This window comes from Alsobacter sp. R-9 (genome assembly GCF_054612375.1).
Genome location: NZ_JBTSWJ010000009.1, coordinates 27,874 through 44,674, shown reverse-complemented (window position 1 = coordinate 44,674; position 16,801 = coordinate 27,874). Strand labels below are relative to the sequence as shown.

18 protein-coding genes are annotated in these 16,801 nt (G+C 69.3%); 10 read left to right on the top strand and 8 right to left on the bottom strand.

The window, feature by feature from the left end:
• Window positions 1–81: 81 nt before the first annotated feature.
• The 6 genes from rsmG to hemE all read right to left on the bottom strand — a co-directional run bounded on the left by rsmG (window position 82) and on the right by hemE (window position 6,915).
• Complete coding sequence (rsmG, locus tag ACX9GQ_RS15215) at window positions 82–726, bottom strand: 16S rRNA (guanine(527)-N(7))-methyltransferase RsmG (protein ID WP_459630408.1); 645 nt, start codon at window positions 724–726, stop codon at window positions 82–84.
• Between the two features lie 3 nt (window positions 727–729).
• Window positions 730–2,580: a tRNA uridine-5-carboxymethylaminomethyl(34) synthesis enzyme MnmG gene (gene mnmG, locus ACX9GQ_RS15210; protein ID WP_459630407.1), complete on the bottom strand. Its 1,851-nt coding sequence runs from the start codon at window positions 2,578–2,580 to the stop codon at window positions 730–732.
• 31 nt (window positions 2,581–2,611) lie between these two features.
• Complete coding sequence (gene mnmE / locus ACX9GQ_RS15205; RefSeq protein ID WP_459630406.1) at window positions 2,612–3,919, bottom strand: tRNA uridine-5-carboxymethylaminomethyl(34) synthesis GTPase MnmE; 1,308 nt, start codon at window positions 3,917–3,919, stop codon at window positions 2,612–2,614.
• A 31-nt stretch (window positions 3,920–3,950) separates the two neighbouring features.
• A complete protein-coding gene (rho, locus tag ACX9GQ_RS15200; protein WP_459630405.1) occupies window positions 3,951–5,216 on the bottom strand; it encodes a transcription termination factor Rho in 1,266 nt (421 codons plus the stop codon).
• Between the two features lie 224 nt (window positions 5,217–5,440).
• Entirely contained in the window at window positions 5,441–5,863 is a 423-nt protein-coding gene (gene hemJ / locus ACX9GQ_RS15195; protein ID WP_459630404.1) for a protoporphyrinogen oxidase HemJ, read from the bottom strand.
• Window positions 5,864–5,868: 5 nt separating this feature from the next.
• Window positions 5,869–6,915 carry a uroporphyrinogen decarboxylase gene (gene hemE / locus ACX9GQ_RS15190; protein WP_459630403.1) on the bottom strand — a complete coding sequence of 349 codons (1,047 nt, stop codon included), beginning with the start codon at window positions 6,913–6,915 and terminating at the stop codon, window positions 5,869–5,871.
• 400 nt (window positions 6,916–7,315) lie between these two features.
• Between hemE and ACX9GQ_RS15185 the strand changes: the two genes are divergently transcribed.
• Genes ACX9GQ_RS15185 through dnaQ form a run of 5 tightly spaced genes read left to right on the top strand, consistent with a single transcriptional unit; the run spans window position 7,316 to window position 10,985 of the window.
• Window positions 7,316–8,146, top strand: a complete 831-nt coding sequence (locus tag ACX9GQ_RS15185) for a pyruvate, water dikinase regulatory protein (protein ID WP_459630402.1) — start codon at window positions 7,316–7,318, stop codon at window positions 8,144–8,146.
• A complete protein-coding gene (locus ACX9GQ_RS15180) occupies window positions 8,143–8,769 on the top strand; it encodes a Maf family protein (protein ID WP_459630401.1) in 627 nt (208 codons plus the stop codon). Before ACX9GQ_RS15185 ends, ACX9GQ_RS15180 begins: the two co-directional genes overlap by 4 nt.
• Window positions 8,766–9,623 (top strand): shikimate dehydrogenase, encoded by an 858-nt coding sequence (locus tag ACX9GQ_RS15175; RefSeq protein WP_459630400.1) that lies wholly within the window; start codon window positions 8,766–8,768, stop codon window positions 9,621–9,623. Before ACX9GQ_RS15180 ends, ACX9GQ_RS15175 begins: the two co-directional genes overlap by 4 nt.
• Complete coding sequence (gene coaE / locus ACX9GQ_RS15170; RefSeq protein ID WP_459630399.1) at window positions 9,623–10,225, top strand: dephospho-CoA kinase; 603 nt, start codon at window positions 9,623–9,625, stop codon at window positions 10,223–10,225. Before ACX9GQ_RS15175 ends, coaE begins: the two co-directional genes overlap by 1 nt.
• 22 nt (window positions 10,226–10,247) lie before the next feature.
• Window positions 10,248–10,985 (top strand): DNA polymerase III subunit epsilon, encoded by a 738-nt coding sequence (dnaQ, locus tag ACX9GQ_RS15165; protein ID WP_459630601.1) that lies wholly within the window; start codon window positions 10,248–10,250, stop codon window positions 10,983–10,985.
• A 55-nt stretch (window positions 10,986–11,040) separates the two neighbouring features.
• On the opposite strand, the gene secB is transcribed toward dnaQ, so the two are convergent.
• Complete coding sequence (secB, locus tag ACX9GQ_RS15160; RefSeq protein ID WP_459630398.1) at window positions 11,041–11,517, bottom strand: protein-export chaperone SecB; 477 nt, start codon at window positions 11,515–11,517, stop codon at window positions 11,041–11,043.
• 207 nt (window positions 11,518–11,724) lie between these two features.
• Here secB and ACX9GQ_RS15155 point away from each other — a divergent pair, with 207 nt between their 5' ends.
• The 5 genes from ACX9GQ_RS15155 (at window position 11,725) to ACX9GQ_RS15135 (ending at window position 15,711) form a co-directional block, all read left to right on the top strand.
• Window positions 11,725–12,432, top strand: a complete 708-nt coding sequence (locus ACX9GQ_RS15155; RefSeq protein ID WP_459630600.1) for a Tim44/TimA family putative adaptor protein — start codon at window positions 11,725–11,727, stop codon at window positions 12,430–12,432.
• Between the two features lie 124 nt (window positions 12,433–12,556).
• The gene (gene mltA / locus ACX9GQ_RS15150; RefSeq protein WP_459630397.1) at window positions 12,557–13,696 is read left to right on the top strand and encodes a murein transglycosylase A; all 1,140 of its coding nucleotides are present in this window, start codon (window positions 12,557–12,559) and stop codon (window positions 13,694–13,696) included.
• Entirely contained in the window at window positions 13,693–14,292 is a 600-nt protein-coding gene (locus tag ACX9GQ_RS15145) for a Smr/MutS family protein (protein ID WP_459630396.1), read from the top strand. Before mltA ends, ACX9GQ_RS15145 begins: the two co-directional genes overlap by 4 nt.
• Window positions 14,289–14,660, top strand: a complete 372-nt coding sequence (locus ACX9GQ_RS15140; RefSeq protein WP_459630395.1) for a helix-turn-helix domain-containing protein — start codon at window positions 14,289–14,291, stop codon at window positions 14,658–14,660. The genes ACX9GQ_RS15145 and ACX9GQ_RS15140 overlap by 4 nt, the downstream gene beginning before the upstream one ends.
• 49 nt (window positions 14,661–14,709) lie before the next feature.
• Window positions 14,710–15,711, top strand: coding sequence for an adenosine kinase (locus ACX9GQ_RS15135; RefSeq protein WP_459630394.1), 1,002 nt, complete (start codon window positions 14,710–14,712; stop codon window positions 15,709–15,711).
• 107 nt (window positions 15,712–15,818) lie between these two features.
• Here the strand turns inward: ACX9GQ_RS15135 and coaA are convergent, their stop codons facing one another.
• A complete protein-coding gene (gene coaA, locus ACX9GQ_RS15130; RefSeq protein WP_459630393.1) occupies window positions 15,819–16,784 on the bottom strand; it encodes a type I pantothenate kinase in 966 nt (321 codons plus the stop codon).
• Between the last annotated feature and the right edge of the window lie 17 nt (window positions 16,785–16,801).

The following is a 16,801-nucleotide window of genomic DNA, read 5'->3' as shown; positions in this document are numbered from 1 at the left end:
AGCGCCAGCACACGCGGCTCGCTGCCTGACCGGCTCAACCGAATCGAGTCCCCCGACATCGCATTGCCTCAAGAATATCGGTTACGAAACGACCCTCGGCTCAGCCCGTTCGACCACCAGGATCCGCCCCCTGGAGTCGGTTTTGCTGGGCACCGTCGTTGTTCGGATACTCCAATATTTAGCGGCTTGGGTCAATTCATCCCCCACATCTTGCCCCTTGGGGAAGAGTCCGAGGGTCCCGGTTGTCAACAGGTTTCCCCCCAGCCGAAGCAGCGAGTCGAGGGGGGCGAGCGCGCGGGCGCTCAGGACGTGGACCGGACCGGGAAGGGTGGGCAGTACGTCCTCGACCCGCCCATTGTGGATCGTGGCCGGCAGCTTCAGGATTCGTGCGACTTCCCGCAGGAAGGCGCATTTGCGGCCATTGCTCTCGATGAGGTGGACACGGAAGCCCGGGCGGTTCCGGCCCATGATGGCCATGACGAGTCCCGGAAACCCGGCACCCGAGCCGATGTCGACCCATGTCGTGGCCGAATCGGGCGCCAGAGCAAAGAGCTGGGCGCTGTCCGCGAGGTGGCGCAACCAGACGGAGTCGAGCGTACCAGGACCGACGAGGTTCTTGGCCGCCTGCCATCGACGCAGCATGTCGACATACTGTTCGAAGAGGGCTTCCGTTTCACGTGAAACGGGCACCGCCGCCAGCGCGTCGCGACGATCATCATTGCTCATGGATCACGCGGCCCTGCGGCGACGCGAGTGAGCGACGAGCAGCGTCAAGGCGGCAGGCGTCATCCCCTCGATCCGCCCAGCCTGCCCGATTGTCCTCGGTCGGGCCGCGGTAAGCTTGTTCCGCAGCTCGGTCGAAAGGCCCGACAGCGCGTTGAAGTCGAGATCCGCCGGCAACACGAGCGCTTCATCCCGTCGGTACGCCTCGACGTCCGCCGCCTGCCGATCGAGATACACCGCATAGCGGGCATCCGATTCAACACGATCCACGGCCCAGGAGGGAAAGCCGGCCAGGTCAGGCCAGATCCGCGCGACGTCGGCATAGCCGACATCCGGAGACGCGAGCAGATCGAAGGCGGAGCGGCGTTGGCCGTCCTGGTTGACGCGAAGCCCGTGCCGGGCCGCCTCCGTCGGGGTGACCCGACAGGCTTCCAGCCGTGTTCTCAGCGCGCGCAGGACATCCATCCGCTCACGGAACCGCCTCGAGCGCTCCGACCCCACCAAACCGATCGCCTCGCCCCACTCCGTCAGCCTGTCATCGGCATTGTCGCAGCGAAGGCTGAGGCGGTACTCGGACCGCGAGGTGAACATGCGATAGGGTTCCGACACGCCGCGGGTCGTGAGGTCGTCGACAAGGACGCCGAGATAGGCCTGGGCCCGATCCGGGACAACGCCGTCCTGCCCGGCCGCGTATCGCGCCGCGTTGATCCCGGCGATCAGCCCCTGCGCCGCGGCTTCCTCATAGCCGGTGGTGCCGTTGATCTGGCCAGCAAGGTAAAGGCCTCTCAGGGCACGGCACGCCAAGGTCGTGTCGAGCTCGCGGGGATCGACGAAATCATACTCGATGGCATAGCCCGGCCGCAGCATCGATGCCGATTCGAGTCCCGGGATCGTGGCCAAAAGAGCGCGCTGCACATCCTCTGGAAGAGAGGTCGAGATTCCGTTCGGGTAGACCGTCGGATCGTCCAGGCCCTCCGGCTCGAGAAAGATCTGGTGGCTTGTTCTGTCTCCGAATCGAACCACCTTGTCCTCGATTGACGGGCAGTACCGGGGGCCGCGGCCCTCGATATCGCCCGAGAACATCGGCGACCGGTGCATGTTGGCGCGGATCAGCGCATGGCTGTGCTCTGTTGTACGGGTGATCCCGCACTGAATCTGGGCCTGTGCGGGAGCTGCGCTCATCCACGAAAAGAGCTCCGGCGGATCGTCGCCAGGCTGCATCTCGAGCTGGTCCCACGCGATCGTCCGACCGTCGAGGCGAGGCGGGGTGCCCGTCTTCAGCCGGCCCATGCGAAGACCGAGCGCCTTCAGTGACGCAGAGAGGGACCGGGCCGGCGGCTCCCCGATCCGACCGGCGGGAATCTTGACCTCACCGATATGGATCAAGCCGTTGAGGAAAGTCCCCGTGGTAACGACGACGGCACCCGCCCCTATGGTCTCCCCGCCAGCGACAACGCCAGCCAGGACGCCGTCGCTCACGCTGAGACCCTCGCACGGGGCCTCGATCACCGTCAGACCCGAGCTGGCCTTCAGGAGGTCCTGCACGGCAGCCTTGTAGATTTTCCGGTCGGCTTGCGCCCTCGGACCGCGAACGGCTGGGCCCTTGCGGCGATTCAGCAGCCGAAACTGGATTCCGGCACGGTCAGCGGCACGGGCCATGATCCCATCGAGCGCGTCGATCTCGCGGACGAGGTGCCCCTTGCCAAGGCCACCAATCGCCGGATTGCACGACATCTCGCCCACCGTCTCCCAGCGGTGGGTCAAGAGGGCCGTTCGAGCGCCGAGTCGCGCGGCGGCCGCGGCAGCCTCCGTGCCTGCATGGCCCCCGCCCACGACGATGACGTCGAAGCTTTTCATCAGCTGCCCGCGTCCGGTTTCACGTGAAACGTCATTTGCCAATACAGAAGCTGGAAAACAAGCGGTCGAGCACGTCCTCGACATCAACTCGACCGATCAGCGCGTCGAGGGACCGCAGCGATAGCCGTACGGCCTCCGCGGCCAGCTCAAGACGATCAGGCTGGAGATCCGCGAGAGCGCGGTCCAGATGGTTCGCCGCCGAATCGAGCGCCGCCCGATGACGCGCGCGCGTCAAGAGCGCCGGCTCCGCCGTGCCGGCGGTAACGATATCAACGATTCGTTTCAGGAGTGAATCGAGTCCATCGCCGCTAAGGGCGGAGATGGGGAGGCGACCGTCATCGACATGTTGCGAGTCCGAATCGATTTTCGTGGCAACGCTCAGGACAGGTTCCGCCAGCCCCGGCTCCGGATCGGACGGGTCGTCCCAGGGCGTGAGCCAGAGAATCAGGTCGGCCCGTGCCGCGTGGGCAAGCGCCCTCCGCACCCCCTCCGCCTCGACCGGATCCGCCGTTGCCCGAACGCCAGCCGTATCGACAATGGTCACCGGCACGCCGCCCAGTTCGAGATGAACCTCCAGCGCATCCCGCGTGGTCCCGGGGACCGGGGAAACAATGGCGACATCGCGCCGGGCCAGGCGGTTCAGAAGCGTTGACTTGCCTGCGTTCGGAGGCCCGGCGATGACGACCACCGCTCCCTCCCGCAAGCGCTCGCCCCGCCGGCCATCCGCCAGGACAGCGAGGATGGCGCCGCGGAGGTGGGTGATGGTGCTGCGCAGCGGCTGCAGGTCCTCCTCCGGCACATCGGCCTCGTCGGAGAAGTCGAGCTGGGCCTCGATGCGCGCAAGAACCTCGACCAGGGGCTCCTGCCACCCGGCGACGGCCTGTCCGAGCGCGCCCTGCATCTGGCGCAGCGCCTGGCGTCGCTGAGCCTGCGTCTCTGCATCGATGAGGTCGGCAAGGCCTTCCACCTGCGAGAGGTCGAGCTTCCCCGCCTCCCATGCCCTCCGGGTGAAGGCTCCGGGCTCGGCGGGTGCGAGCCCCAGCCCCGCCAACGCCTCGATCAGCGAAGCGACGGTCGCCGAACCCCCGTGAAGGTGGAACTCCGCGAGATCCTCGCCGGTGAAGCTCGCCGGGCTCGGAAACCAGAGCACCAGAGCCTCGTCGATGATCTCCTGGGTCTGCGGATCGCGGAGACGTCGCAGCGAGGCACGGCGCGGCTCCGGCGCGCGTCCGGCGATGGTTTCGAGGGCGAATCGAGTCCGGGGCCCGGATACGCGGACGACGGCAACGGCGCTGCGGCCCGGCGGCGTCGACAGCGCGTAGATCGTCCCGGACTCCATGGGCCGTGTCCGGCCGGGCGAAGGCCCGGCGTCAGGTGTTCATCGACTCGAAGAAGTCGCCGTTCGTCTTCGTCTGGCGCAGCTTGTCGAGGAGGAACTCGATCGCGTCGACGGTTCCCATCGGATTGAGAATGCGGCGCAGGACGTACATCTTCTTGAGCACGTCCGGCGGCACCAGGAGTTCTTCCTTGCGCGTCCCGGACCGCGTGATGTCGAGCGCCGGGAAGACGCGCTTGTCCGAGACCTTGCGGTCCAGGATGATCTCGGAGTTGCCGGTGCCCTTGAACTCTTCGAAGATCACTTCGTCCATGCGGCTGCCGGTGTCGATCAGCGCGGTCGCGATGATCGTCAGCGAGCCGCCCTCCTCGATGTTGCGCGCCGCGCCGAAGAAGCGCTTGGGCCGCTGCAGGGCGTTGGCGTCGACGCCGCCGGTGAGCACCTTGCCGGAGGACGGAACGACCGTGTTGTAGGCCCGGCCGAGGCGGGTGATCGAATCCAGGAGGATCACCACGTCGCGGCCATGCTCGACGAGCCGCTTGGCCTTCTCGATGACCATCTCGGCCACCTGGACGTGCCGCGAGGCCGGCTCGTCGAAGGTCGAGGACACGACCTCGCCGCGGACGGAACGCTGCATGTCGGTGACTTCCTCGGGCCGCTCGTCGATGAGCAGCACGATGAGGTAGCACTCCGGGTGGTTCGACGTGATCGACTGGGCCACGTTCTGCAGCAGCACGGTCTTGCCGGTGCGCGGCGGCGCCACGATGAGGGCGCGCTGGCCCTTGCCGATCGGGGAAACGATGTCGATGAGGCGGGCCGAGAAATCCTTGCGGGTCGGGTCCTCGAGCTCCAGCTTGAGCCGCTTGTTGGGATAAAGCGGCGTCAGGTTGTCGAAGTTGACCTTGTGCCGGGCCTTCTCCGGATCCTCGAAGTTGATCGTGTTGACCTTGAGGAGCGCGAAGTACCGCTCGCCTTCCTTGGGGCTGCGGATCTGCCCCTCGACCGTGTCGCCGGTGCGCAGCGCGAAGCGGCGGATCTGGGACGGGGAGACGTAGATGTCGTCAGGGCCGGCCAGATAGTTCGAATCGGGGGAGCGGAGAAAGCCGAAGCCGTCGGGCAGGACCTCGACGACGCCCTCGCCGATGATCTCGACCTCGTTGGAGGCGAGCTGCTTGAGGATGGCGAACATCAGCTCCTGCTTGCGCATGGTGCTGGCGTTCTCGACCTGCAGTTCCTCGGCGAAGGAGAGCATCTCGGTCGGCGACTTCGCCTTGAGGTCCTGCAGCTTGATTTCCCGCATGGAAATGTCCTGGAAGGCGCCCGGAAAGGAGGCGTGGGGCGCGACACGAGTGGGAACTTGCGAAACGTGGAGCTGGAGCAGCCAGTTCCACCGTGGGCCTGTGTCGAACGGCGGCTCGCGGAGCGCAACCGGAACAGACCGACGGCCATCGAGGAGGGTGTGCGACCGTTACTCCGATTCCGCCGGCCGGGCAAGCCCCGGCGCAACGGCCCAGTCTGAGGCGGTTAAAATGGCTTCACGATGACGAGAATGACGATCCCGATCATGAGCAGCGTCGGCGCTTCGTTCCAGACGCGGAAGAAGCGCTGCGGCCGCGTGTTGCGATCCTCGGCGAAGGCGCGGCGCCACCCGCCCATCATGCCGTGCACGGCCGAGAGCGCGATGACGAGCGCGAACTTGCCGTGCATCCAGCCGGAGGACAGCCATCCTCCTGCCCAGACCAGGTAGAGGCCGGCCAGCCACGCCACGATCATGGCCGGCGTCATGATCGCCTTGTAGAGCCGCCGCTCCATCACCTTGAACGTCTCGGACTGCGGCGAGCCGACGGGAGCCTCGCAGTGGTAGACGAAAAGACGGGGAAGATAGAGCAGCGCCGCCATCCAGGAGATGATGGCGACGACATGCAGGGCCTTGATCCACTCGTACACGCGGCTCAGCCCTTCCGGATCCGGGCGACGAGTTCCGCGACGTGCTCCGGCGGCGTCTCGGGCACGATGCCGTGGCCGAAGTTGAAGATGTGCCGGCCCCCGCCGAATTGCTGGAGCACCCGGTCGATCCCCTGCCGCATGGCGTCGCCGCCGGCGACCACGGCCAAAGGATCGAGGTTGCCCTGCACGGCGAGCCTCGGCTGCACCTCGCGGGCCGCCCAGGCGCCGTCGACGCCCCAATCGAGGCCGGCGGCGTCCGCGCCCGTCTCCCACACCCGGGCGTGGCCGGTCCCGGCGCTGCGGGTGAAGACGATGATGCGCGCGCCCGGGACCTGCGCCCGCACGCCCTCGATGATCCGCCGGATCGGCCCCAGCGACCAGCGCTCGAAGGCGGCCGGCGTCAGCGCCCCGGCGAAGCTCTCGAAGATCTGCACCGCATCGACGCCCGTCCTGAGCTTGCGGACGAGATAGGCGATGGACGCCCGCACCAGCCGGTCGATCAGCGCCTCGAGGAAGGCCGGGTCGCGGTAGGCGACGAGGCGGGCCGGCGCGAGCTCCGGCGTGCTCTTCCCCGCGATCATGTAGCTCGCCACCGTCCAGGGAGCCCCGCAGAAGCCCAGGAACGTCGTCTCGGCCGGGAGGGAACCCTTCACCCGCTCGATCGCCTCGAAGACCGGGTTGAGCCGGTTCAGGTCGATCTCCTCGCTGAGCTTCGAGAGGTCGGCCATCGAGGTGATCGGAGGCAGTCGGGGACCCTCGCCCTCGGCGAAGCTCACCGGCTGGCCCAGCGCGTCGGGCACGACGAGGATGTCGGAGAACAGGATCGCTCCGTCGAGGCCGTAGCGCCGGATCGGCTGCAACGTCGCCTCGGCGGCCATCGCCGGGGTGTAGCAGAACTCCATGAAGGAGGACGCCTTGGCCCTGAGCTCGCGGTACTCGGGCAGGTAGCGTCCCGCCTGCCGCATGATCCAGATCGGGGGGATGTCCAGCTTGTGGCCGGAGAGGACGTCGAGGAGCGGCTTGCCCGTCCGGGCCGGTTGTTCAGAGGGCAAGGAATAAGACCACTTCTTTGAAAGGACTCTCTTGAGTCTGTTTCTAGACCGGGAGATGCCGGGTTTCCAAGCCGTCCACAGGTCCCCCACAGCTTTGCCCGGTCCGGTTCAGGGTTCGGTCCGTGCCGCCCGGCATGCGGCGGTCGGCGGGACGTTCACGATTTCTTAACCTTTACCGTTCGTTAACCACCCAGACCGAAACCCGGCGGGGCCGACAGGGCACCCCGTCCCGACGCTGTGCATGCAAAGGCGCTCGATGCGTCCCCGCCGCCGGGCCTGTTGATCGCAATCCACCGGCGGGCGACAGTCGGAACCGAGCCGGCGCCGGGGAGGCCGAGTCGTCCCCGCCGTCCACAGTCCTCCACAGGCCCCGGGATAACCCGCGGCGCGAGCCCGTCCGGTGAACCGCAGCTATTTCCACCTCCACCTCGTGTCGGACGCGACCGGCGAAACCCTGATCGCCGTGAGCCGCGCCGCGGCGGCCCAGTACCAGGGAATTTCCGCCATCGAGCACGTCTACCCGCTCGTCCGGTCGTCGGCCCAGCTCGACAGGGTGCTGAACGAGCTGGAGTCCGCCCCCGGCATCGTCCTCTACACGCTCGTCGAGCCGGAACTCGCCCAGCGGCTGGAGGCGGCGTGCAAGGAGTTCGGGTGCCCCTGCCTGTCCGTCCTCGACCCGGTCCTGACGCTCTTCCAGTCCTATCTGGGGACGGCATCGACGCAGCGTCCCGGCGCCCAGCACGTGCTGAACGGCGACTACTTCAAGCGCATCGACGCGCTCAACTTCACCATGCTGCACGACGACGGACAGCTGCCCGCCGACCTCGACGACGCCGACGTGATCCTCGTGGGCATCAGCCGGACCTCGAAGACGCCGACCTCGATCTACCTGGCCAACCGCGGCATCAAGACGGCCAACATTCCGCTCGTACCGGGAATCCCGGTCCCTCCCGGTCTCGAGGAGGTTCGCCGCGCCCTCGTCGTGGGTCTCGTCGCGACGCCCGAGCGCATCGTCCAGATCCGGCAGAACCGCCTGCTCACCCTCAATGCGTCCGGCGACAGCCCGTATGTCGACAAGACGGCGGTGACCGAGGAGATCGCCGCTTCGCGCAAGCTCTGCGCGCGGCACAACTGGCCGGTGATCGACGTGACGCGCCGATCGATCGAGGAGACCGCGGCCGCGGTCATCGAGCTCTACCGGACGCACCGCATGCGGTTCATCGTGGAATGAGCGCCGGCCATCCGCTCTGGCTGGCCGACCGGCCGCTCGTCCTCGCCTCGAAGAGCGCGACCCGGATCGCGATGCTGGAGGCGGCGGGCCTGCCGGTCGAGGCCGTCCCGGCTGCCATCGACGAGCGTGCTCTGGAAGACGAGACGCGACAGGTGGGCGGGGATGCGGCCACGGTCGCGGCATCCCTGGCGCGGGCCAAGGCGCTGGCGGTGTCGTCCGTGATGCCGGGCCGGATCGTGGTCGGCGCCGACCAGACGCTCGATCTCGGCGGCGAGGCTCTCCACAAGCCGTCCGATCGCGCCGCGGCGATCGGGCAGCTGCGCAGGATGGCCGGGCGCGACCACGTCCTCCATTCCGCGGCCTGCATCGCACGGGACGGGGTGGTCGTGGCGGACGTCGCGGCGGACGCGCGGCTGCGGGTGCGTGATCTTTCCGAGGCGAGCCTGGCGCGATACTGCGATGCCGCGGGGGATGCCGTGACCGCGAGCGTGGGCGCCTACCAGCTGGAAGGGCCGGGCATCCATCTGTTCTCCGCCATCGACGGCGACCACTTCACCATCCTCGGACTGCCCCTCCTCCCGTTGCTGGCCGCACTGAGACACGAGGGCTGGGTGGTCCCATGACGAAACCGGCTCCAGCGCCGCCGAAGGCGTGCGTCATCGGCTATCCCGTCGCGCATTCCCGGTCGCCGCTCATCCACGGGTACTGGCTGGAGACGCTGGGCATTTCCGGGTCCTACGGCCGCGAGGCCGTCAAGCCGGAGGATTTCCCCGCGTTCGTTGCCTCCATGCGTGAGCGGGGCTATGTCGGCGGGAACTGCACGGTGCCCCACAAGGAGGCGGCCTTCCGCCTGGTCGACCGCGCCACGGAACGCGCCCGGACGATGCAGGCCGTCAACACGCTGTGGTTCGAGGACGGACTGCTCTGGGGCGACAACACCGATGGCCTGGGCTTCCTCGCCCATCTCGACGACAGCCTGCCGGGATGGCGGGAGCGCACGCGGACGATCCTCGTCCTCGGTGCCGGCGGCGCGGCGCGGGGATTGGTGGCGGTCTTCGCAGCCGAGCATCGCTTCGCGATCCGCCTCGCGAACCGCACGGCTGATCGCGCGGTGGCTCTCTCCCGGGAGTTTCCGGGCGTGACCGGCCACGGCTGGGACGCGATACCGGCGCTGCTCCGGGAGGCGGACCTCGTCGTGAACACGACGTCGCTGGGCATGGAGGGACAGCCGCCGCTGGAGATCGACCTCGCGCCGCTGCGTCCGTCCGCGGCTGTGGCGGACATCGTCTATGTGCCGCTGGTGACGCCTTTGCTCGCACAGGCGGCCGCGCGAGGACACCGGACCGTCGACGGTCTCGGCATGCTGCTGCACCAGGCGGTGCCGGGTTTCGAGCGCTGGTTCGGCCGCCGACCGGCGGTGACGCCGGCGCTGAGAGAGCGGATCGTGGCGGACCTGCTGAAGCCGAAGGACCCGTGATGACCTTCGTCCTCGGGCTGACTGGCTCCATCGGGATGGGGAAGTCGACGACGGCCAGCCTGTTCCGACAGGCCGGCGTCCCCGTTCACGACGCCGATGCCACCGTACACGATCTCTATGCCGGCGCGGCCGCGCCGCTCGTCGAGGCCGCATTCCCCGGCACGACCCGCGACGGCGTCGTCGACCGGGCGGCGTTGTCCGCTCGGGTGCTCGGGCAACCGGAGGCCATGGCGAAGCTCGAGGCCATCGTGCATCCGCTGGTGGCGGCGGCCCGGGATGCATTCCTAGTGCGTCACGAGGGGGCGCCGCTCGTGGTGCTCGACATTCCCCTGCTCTTCGAGACGGGCGGGGAAGGCCTTTGCGACGCGGTGGCTGTGGTCTCGGCCCCCGCGCCTGTGCAAAGGGAGCGCGTCCTGTCGCGGCCGGGGATGACCCCGGAGCGGTTCGAGGCGATTCTGGCGCGGCAGGTGCCTGATTCGCAGAAGCGGGCGCGGGCCCACCTCGTGATCGACAGCGGCCGGGGCGTGCCCGCGGCGGCGCGGCAGGTGGCCGAGGCGATCCGCATCCTCGCGCACCGGCGGGGACGGCGCCGGCAAGGGTGAGACAAGAGGGTCTGGCATGGCCATCCGCGAGATCGTGTTCGACACGGAGACCACGGGGCTCAACCCGAACGGCGGGGACCGGATCGTCGAGATCGGCTGCGTCGAGATGCTGAACCACATCCCGACGGGCAACACGTTCCACGTCTACCTGAACCCGGAACGGGACATGCCGGAGGCGGCGTTCGCCGTCCATGGGCTGTCCTCGGCGTTCCTGGCCGACAAGCCCGTGTTCGCGGCGGTCGCGGAGTCCTTCGTGGAGTTCATCGGCGATGCGCGGCTCGTGGCGCACAATGCCGCGTTCGACATGGGCTTCATCAACGCGGAGCTTGCCCGTCTCGGCTTTCCGGCGGTCGAGGAGCAGCGCGTCGTCGACACGCTGCTGATCGCGCGACGCAAGCATCCCTTCGCCCAGAACAGCCTCGACGCCCTCTGCCAGCGCTACGGGATCGACAATTCGCGCCGCACCAAGCACGGCGCGCTGCTCGATGCCGAGATCCTGGCCGAGGTCTACATGGAACTGCTCGGCGGCCGGCAGGCCGACCTGGGCCTGTCGGTGTCGGCGGGAGCCTCGGCGCCGGGCCGCGGCGGGACGGTGGTACCCCTCACGCTGAAGCGGCCCGAGCCGCTCCCGTCCCGTCTGGACGCCGCGACGCTCGCGGAGCACGCGGCGTTCGTGGCGACGCTCGGCGGCACCGTCCTCTGGAAGGACTACGTCGACGAGGAAGGCGAGCCGCGGGACGCCGCCGCCTCGGCCTCCTGAACGCAAGAAGCCCCGCCGGAGCGGGGCTTCGTCGCAAACTCGAAGGCGGGCGCCGTCAGGAGACGGGCTGGTCCTGCATCTCGTTCAGCCGCTGGCGGAACAGCGCCGCGAAGTCGATCGGATCGATGAAGAGGGGCGGGAAGCCGCCGTTGCGCACCGCATCCGCGACGATCTGGCGCGCGAAGGGGAACAACAGGCGCGGGCACTCGATCATCACGACAGGATGGCGATTCTCGGCCGGGATGTTCAGGAGCCGGAACACGCCCGCATAGAGCAGCTCGAAGCTGAACAGCAGGTTCGGCGCCTCGCCGGCGCGACCCTCGAGCGTCAGCTCGACCTCGAAGTCGGTGTCGGACAGCTGCTTGGCGTTGACGTTCACCGAGATCTGGATCTGCGGCGGATTGGCCTGCGGCGCCAGCGAACGCGGGGCGTTCGGGTTCTCGAAGGACAGGTCCTTGATGTACTGGGCGAGCGCGTTGAGGGCGGGAGCCGCCTCTTCAGCGCCGGGCGCGCCATTTCCGTTGGTGGTCATCACAATCTCCATCGCCCGCGGCGCGGGCCTATCCCCCCCGGGCGGCCGGGCGACCGCCGTCGCGCTGCGGGCTAGCATGGATGACGGGGCGGAACAAGGATTGGCGCCCGAGGTGAATTCTCCGGGCGGGTGGATGTTGTTCGGGGAATTCCATATATGGTCGGGGGGACGGCGCCGGGCCGCTCCCGGACACTGGACGGCTCGACGATGCAGGACGGCTTCGATCTCACGACGATCATCTTCCTCGCCCTCGCGGTGTTCGTCATCTGGCGGCTGCGCTCGGTGCTGGGGCAGCGGACGGGTCACCAGGGCCCGCCTGACACGATGATGCGTCGCCCCGAGCCGAAGGCGCCTGCGCCGGCGAACGACGCCAACGTCGTGCGGCTGCCCGGCCGGGCCAACGAGTCGACGCCCGTGGCCGACGACCCGGACCGCTGGAAGGGCATTGCCGAGGTCGGCACTCCGCTCGCGGCCGGGCTCGACGCCATCGCCAGGGCCGACGGCGGCTTCGATGCCAAGGGGTTCGAGGAGGGCGCCAAGTCTGCCTACGAGATGATCGTGACGGCCTTCGCGCAGGGCGACCGCCGGACCCTCAAGGATCTCCTGTCGAAGGACGTGTTCGACGGATTCGTGGGCGCGATCTCGGAGCGCGAGAAGCGGGGCGAGCGCGTGGAGACGACGTTCGTCTCGATCGACAAGGCCGAGTTCGTCGACGTCCAGCTGAAGGGCAAGCAGGCGCAGGTGACGATGCGCTTCCTCTCCAAGCTCATCACCTCGACCTACGACCGCGAGAACGCGGTGGTCGACGGCGCGCCGGACAAGGTCGTCGACGTCACCGACGTCTGGACCTTCGCGCGCGAGGTCGGCACGCGCGACCCGAACTGGAAGCTGGTCGCCACCGAGGCGGGTCACTGACCGTGCCATGGGCCGGGCATGGCGCCATGCCGTCCGATTCAGCCTTGAACCACTTCGCCGCCGCCCAGCCGGGCGGCGGTTTCGCGTCGCGTCCGCCGCGGCGCTGATCCTTGCGGGGCTGGCCGTGACGGGTCCGGCGAGCGAATCGGCTGCCTCGGAGCAAAGCCGCGCGGGTCCGCAGGGCTCGACGCTCCGGCCGGTCTCCTTCGAAGGTCTCCCCGGGTGGGCGGCGGACGACCACGCCGCGGCCTTCGCCGTCTTCCGCCGCAATTGCGAGGCCATGCTCGCCGGAACCCCCGAGCTCCGGCCGGGCCTCACGCCCGGGGACGACCTGCTCCGCGTCTGCCGCGAAGCCCTCGCCGCGGACCTAGTCGACGGTTCGGCCGCGCGTCGGTGGTTCGAGCGGTCCTTCCGGGCATGGCAGGTGCTACCGGCGTCGGGAGTGCCGTTTCTGACCGGGTACTACGAGCCGGAGATCGAGGGCTCCCGCGAGGCTGCGCATGGCTTTCCGACACCCGTCTACGCCCGGCCGCCGGACCTCGAGTCCTACCCGGAGGGCGCCCCCGGACCGCTCGCGGGTCTGACCGCGGCGCGGCGGACGCCGGCGGGTCTCGAGCCCTATCCCGACCGCGCCGCCATCGAGGACGGCGGCCTCGCCGGCCGGGGCCTTGAACTCGTCTGGCTGCGTGACGACGTCGAGCGCTTCCTCGTGCAGGTGCAGGGCTCGGCGCGCGTCCGCCTCGCCGACGGCACTGTGGCCCGCCTCGTCTATGCCGGGCGCAACGGCCACCCCTACACGTCCATCGGCCGAGTGATCGTGACCGAGGGCCACGCCACCCCCGAGGAGATGCACCTCGAAGGCCTCAAGGCGTGGCTGCGGGCCAACCCGTCCGAGGCCCGCCGCATCATGCGGCTGAATCGGTCCTTCATCTTCTTCGAGTTGCGAGGGGACCTCGACCCGGCGGAGGGGCCGATCGGAGCCGCCGCGCTTCCGCTGACGCCCCTGCGTTCGCTCGCCGTGGATCGCACGGCGTGGCCCTACGGCACGCCGGTCTGGGTCTCGGCCGACATCCCGTCTCGCGACGGCGCGAGGATGGAGACTTTTGCACGCCTGTTGGTGGCGCAGGACACCGGTTCCGCCATCGTCGGCGCGGCGCGGGGCGACCTGTTCTTCGGGTCGGGGGCCGCGGCGGGGGAGCAGGCGGGCCGGCTCCGGCACCGAACCGACTTCGTCGTTCTCCTGCCGCGAGAGGGAGCGCGATGACCGGGCGCCGGCGCCGCGTGCTGACGGCCGACGAGTTCGCGCTCTGGTCGCACGTCACCCAGCACGTCCACCCGCTGACCGGGAAGCCGCGCCCCGCGCCCGAGGCGAAGGCTGCGGAACCATCGCCGGCAGCCCCCGAACCGCGCCCCGCCGCGAACGGGCCGAAGCCGGCCGCCGCCGCCCCGCCGGCCAGGCCGCGCCCGGCCCCCGCGCCAACGATGCCGCCGATCGTGCCCCTCGAACGGCGCCTCCGGCAGCGGCTGTCGCGCGGCAGCCACCCCATCGACGCCGTCATCGACCTTCACGGGATGCGGCAGGACGAGGCCCACGGGGCGCTGCGGTCGTTCCTCGGCCGGGCGCAGGCGCAGGGTCACACGGTGGTGCTGGTGGTGACCGGCAAGGGCGGCCGCGCGGCGGAGTCCGCCGGAATCTTCGAGGAGCGGGGCGTGCTGCGCCGCTCGGTCCCGCACTGGTTGCGGATGCCGGACCTGCGCACCATGGTCGTGGGGTTCGAGGAGGCGGTCGAGCATCACGGCGGCGCCGGTGCGCTCTACGTCCGCCTGCGCCGCCGCCGCGGACCGGGGGCGTCGCCGTGACCCCGTTCGGCGCTCGCCTGCGGCAGCTGCGCGCCGAGCGCGGCGTGTCGCTGAAGGAGATGGCCGAGGAGATCGGGGTCTCGCCGACCTACCTGTCGGCGCTGGAGCACGGCCGCCGGGGCCGGCCGAACTGGGGCTTCGTGCAGCGCGTCATCCAGTACTTCAACGTCATCTGGGACGACGCCGAGGAGTTGCAGCGCCTCGCCGACGTGTCCCACCCCCGGATCGTGATCGACACCGCCGGCCTCTCGCCCCGTGCCACGCTGCTTGCCAACCGCCTCGCGCGCGGCATCGGCACTCTTTCGGCGGACGAGATCGAGGCCCTCCTCGCCCTCCTCGAAGGCACCGCGGGTCGCCCCGGCCCTTGATTCCGGCGGGCGGCGGTGTCAAGCACCCCGCAACAGCACCGGAGTCCCCATGACTGAACCCCGCTACGACGTTCTCGGCCTCGGCAACGCCATCGTCGACGTCCTCGCCCGCACCGAGGACGACTTCCTCATCGCCAACGACCTGCACAAGGGGTCGATGCGGCTGATCGACGAGGCGGAGGCCGAGCGGCTCTATGCCGCCATGGGCCCGGCGACGATCATTTCGGGCGGCTCGGTGGCGAACTCCATCGTCGGCGTCGCCTCCTTCGGGGGCCGCGGCGCCTACATCGGCAAGGTCAAGGCCGACGCGGTGGGCGAGGTCTTCACCCACGACATCCGTGCCATGGGCGTCCACTTCCCGACGGCCCCGGCAATCGACGGCCCCGCCACGGCGCGCAGCTTCATCCTGGTGACGCCGGACGGCGAGCGCACCATGAACACCTATCTCGGCGCCTGCCAGAACCTCGGGCCCGTCGACGTGGACCGGGCGACCGTCGAGGCCTCGGCCTATGTCTACCTCGAGGGCTACCTGTGGGACCGCGAGCAGGCGAAGGAGGCGTTCCGCAGCGCCGCCGACATCGCCCACGCCGCCGGCCGCAAGGTGGCGATCACGCTGTCCGACAGCTTCTGCGTCGACCGCTACCGCGATGAGTTCCTGGGCCTGATGCGCTCGGGACGGCTCGACATCGTCTTCGCCAACGAGCACGAGCTGATGAGCCTCTACACCACCGCCGACTTCGACACCGCGCTCGCCGCGCTGCGCGAGGAGAGCGTCACCGGTATCGTCACGCGGTCCGAGAAGGGCTGCCTCGTCGTCGAGCGCAGCGGCACGCTGGCCGTGCCGGCTCACCCGGTCGAGGAGCTGGTGGACACGACGGGAGCGGGCGATCTCTTCGCCGCCGGCGTCCTGTTCGGCCTCGCCCGCGGCTTCGACGCCACGACGAGCGCACGGCTCGGCGCGCTGGCCGCCGCGGAGATCATCCAGCACGTCGGAGCCCGGCCCGCCGTCAGCCTGAAGCGGCTGGCCGAGCAGACGGGCCTCCCCGTCTGACCGGAGTGATTCACGTGAAACATCCGGGACGGCCCCCCGCCGCCCCGGCGCAGTGATTCACGTGAAACACGGGAGCCCGGCGGCCGAGGCCTCGCCGGGCGGAAGGCTCACAGCTTGCGCAGCGCCACCTGCTCGATGCGGTGGCTGGCGCCCTTGGTGAGGATCAGGTCCGCGCGAGGGCGGGTCGGCAGCACGTTCTCGCGCAGGTTCGGCAGGTTGATGCGGTGCCAGATGGCGTGCGCCGTGGCCTCCGCCTCCTCGTCCGAGATCTGCGCGTACCTCTTGAAGTAGCTGCGCGGGTCACGGAACGCCGTGTCGCGCAGACGCATGAAGCGCTGCACGTACCAGGTCTCGAGCAGATCCTCGTCGGCGTCGAGATAGACCGAGAAGTCGAAGAAGTCGGAGACGAAGGGCACCGGCTTGCCGTCGCGCGGCATGCGGCTCGGCAGCAGGACGTTGAGCCCCTCGACGATGAGGATGTCCGGCCGGTCGACGCTGATCGTCTCGCCGGGGATCACGTCGTAGACGAGATGGGAGTAGACCGGCGCCTCGACATGGTGCTCGCCGGCCTTCACCTGCGACAGGAAGCGGATCAGGGCGGCGCCGTCGTAGCTCTCGGGGAAGCCCTTGCGCTCCATGAGGTTCTCGCGCAGGAGCACGGAATTCGGGTGCAGGAACCCGTCCGTCGTCACGAGGTCGACCTTGGGCGTGTTCGGCCAGCGCGACAGCAGCGCCCGCAGCACCCGGGCGGTCGTCGACTTGCCGGCCGAGACCGAGCCGGCGATGCCGATGATGTAGGGGACCTTCCCGTCCTCCGCGAGCAGGAACCGCTGCGTCGCCTTGAAGAGACCCTGCGTCGCCGCGACGTAGAGGGAGAGGAGGCGCGACAGCGGCAGGTAGATCGCCACGACCTCCTCGAGCGAGATCGGGTCGTTGAGCGACTGGATCTTCATCAGATCCTCGACCGTCAGCGTCAGCGGGGTGTCGGCGCGCAGCGCCGCCCACTCGTCCCGGCTGAAGGTACGGAAGGGCGAGACCTCGGCGATCTCGGCGGGGGGCACGCGGACGTCCATGCGCAAGCTTCCCGGTT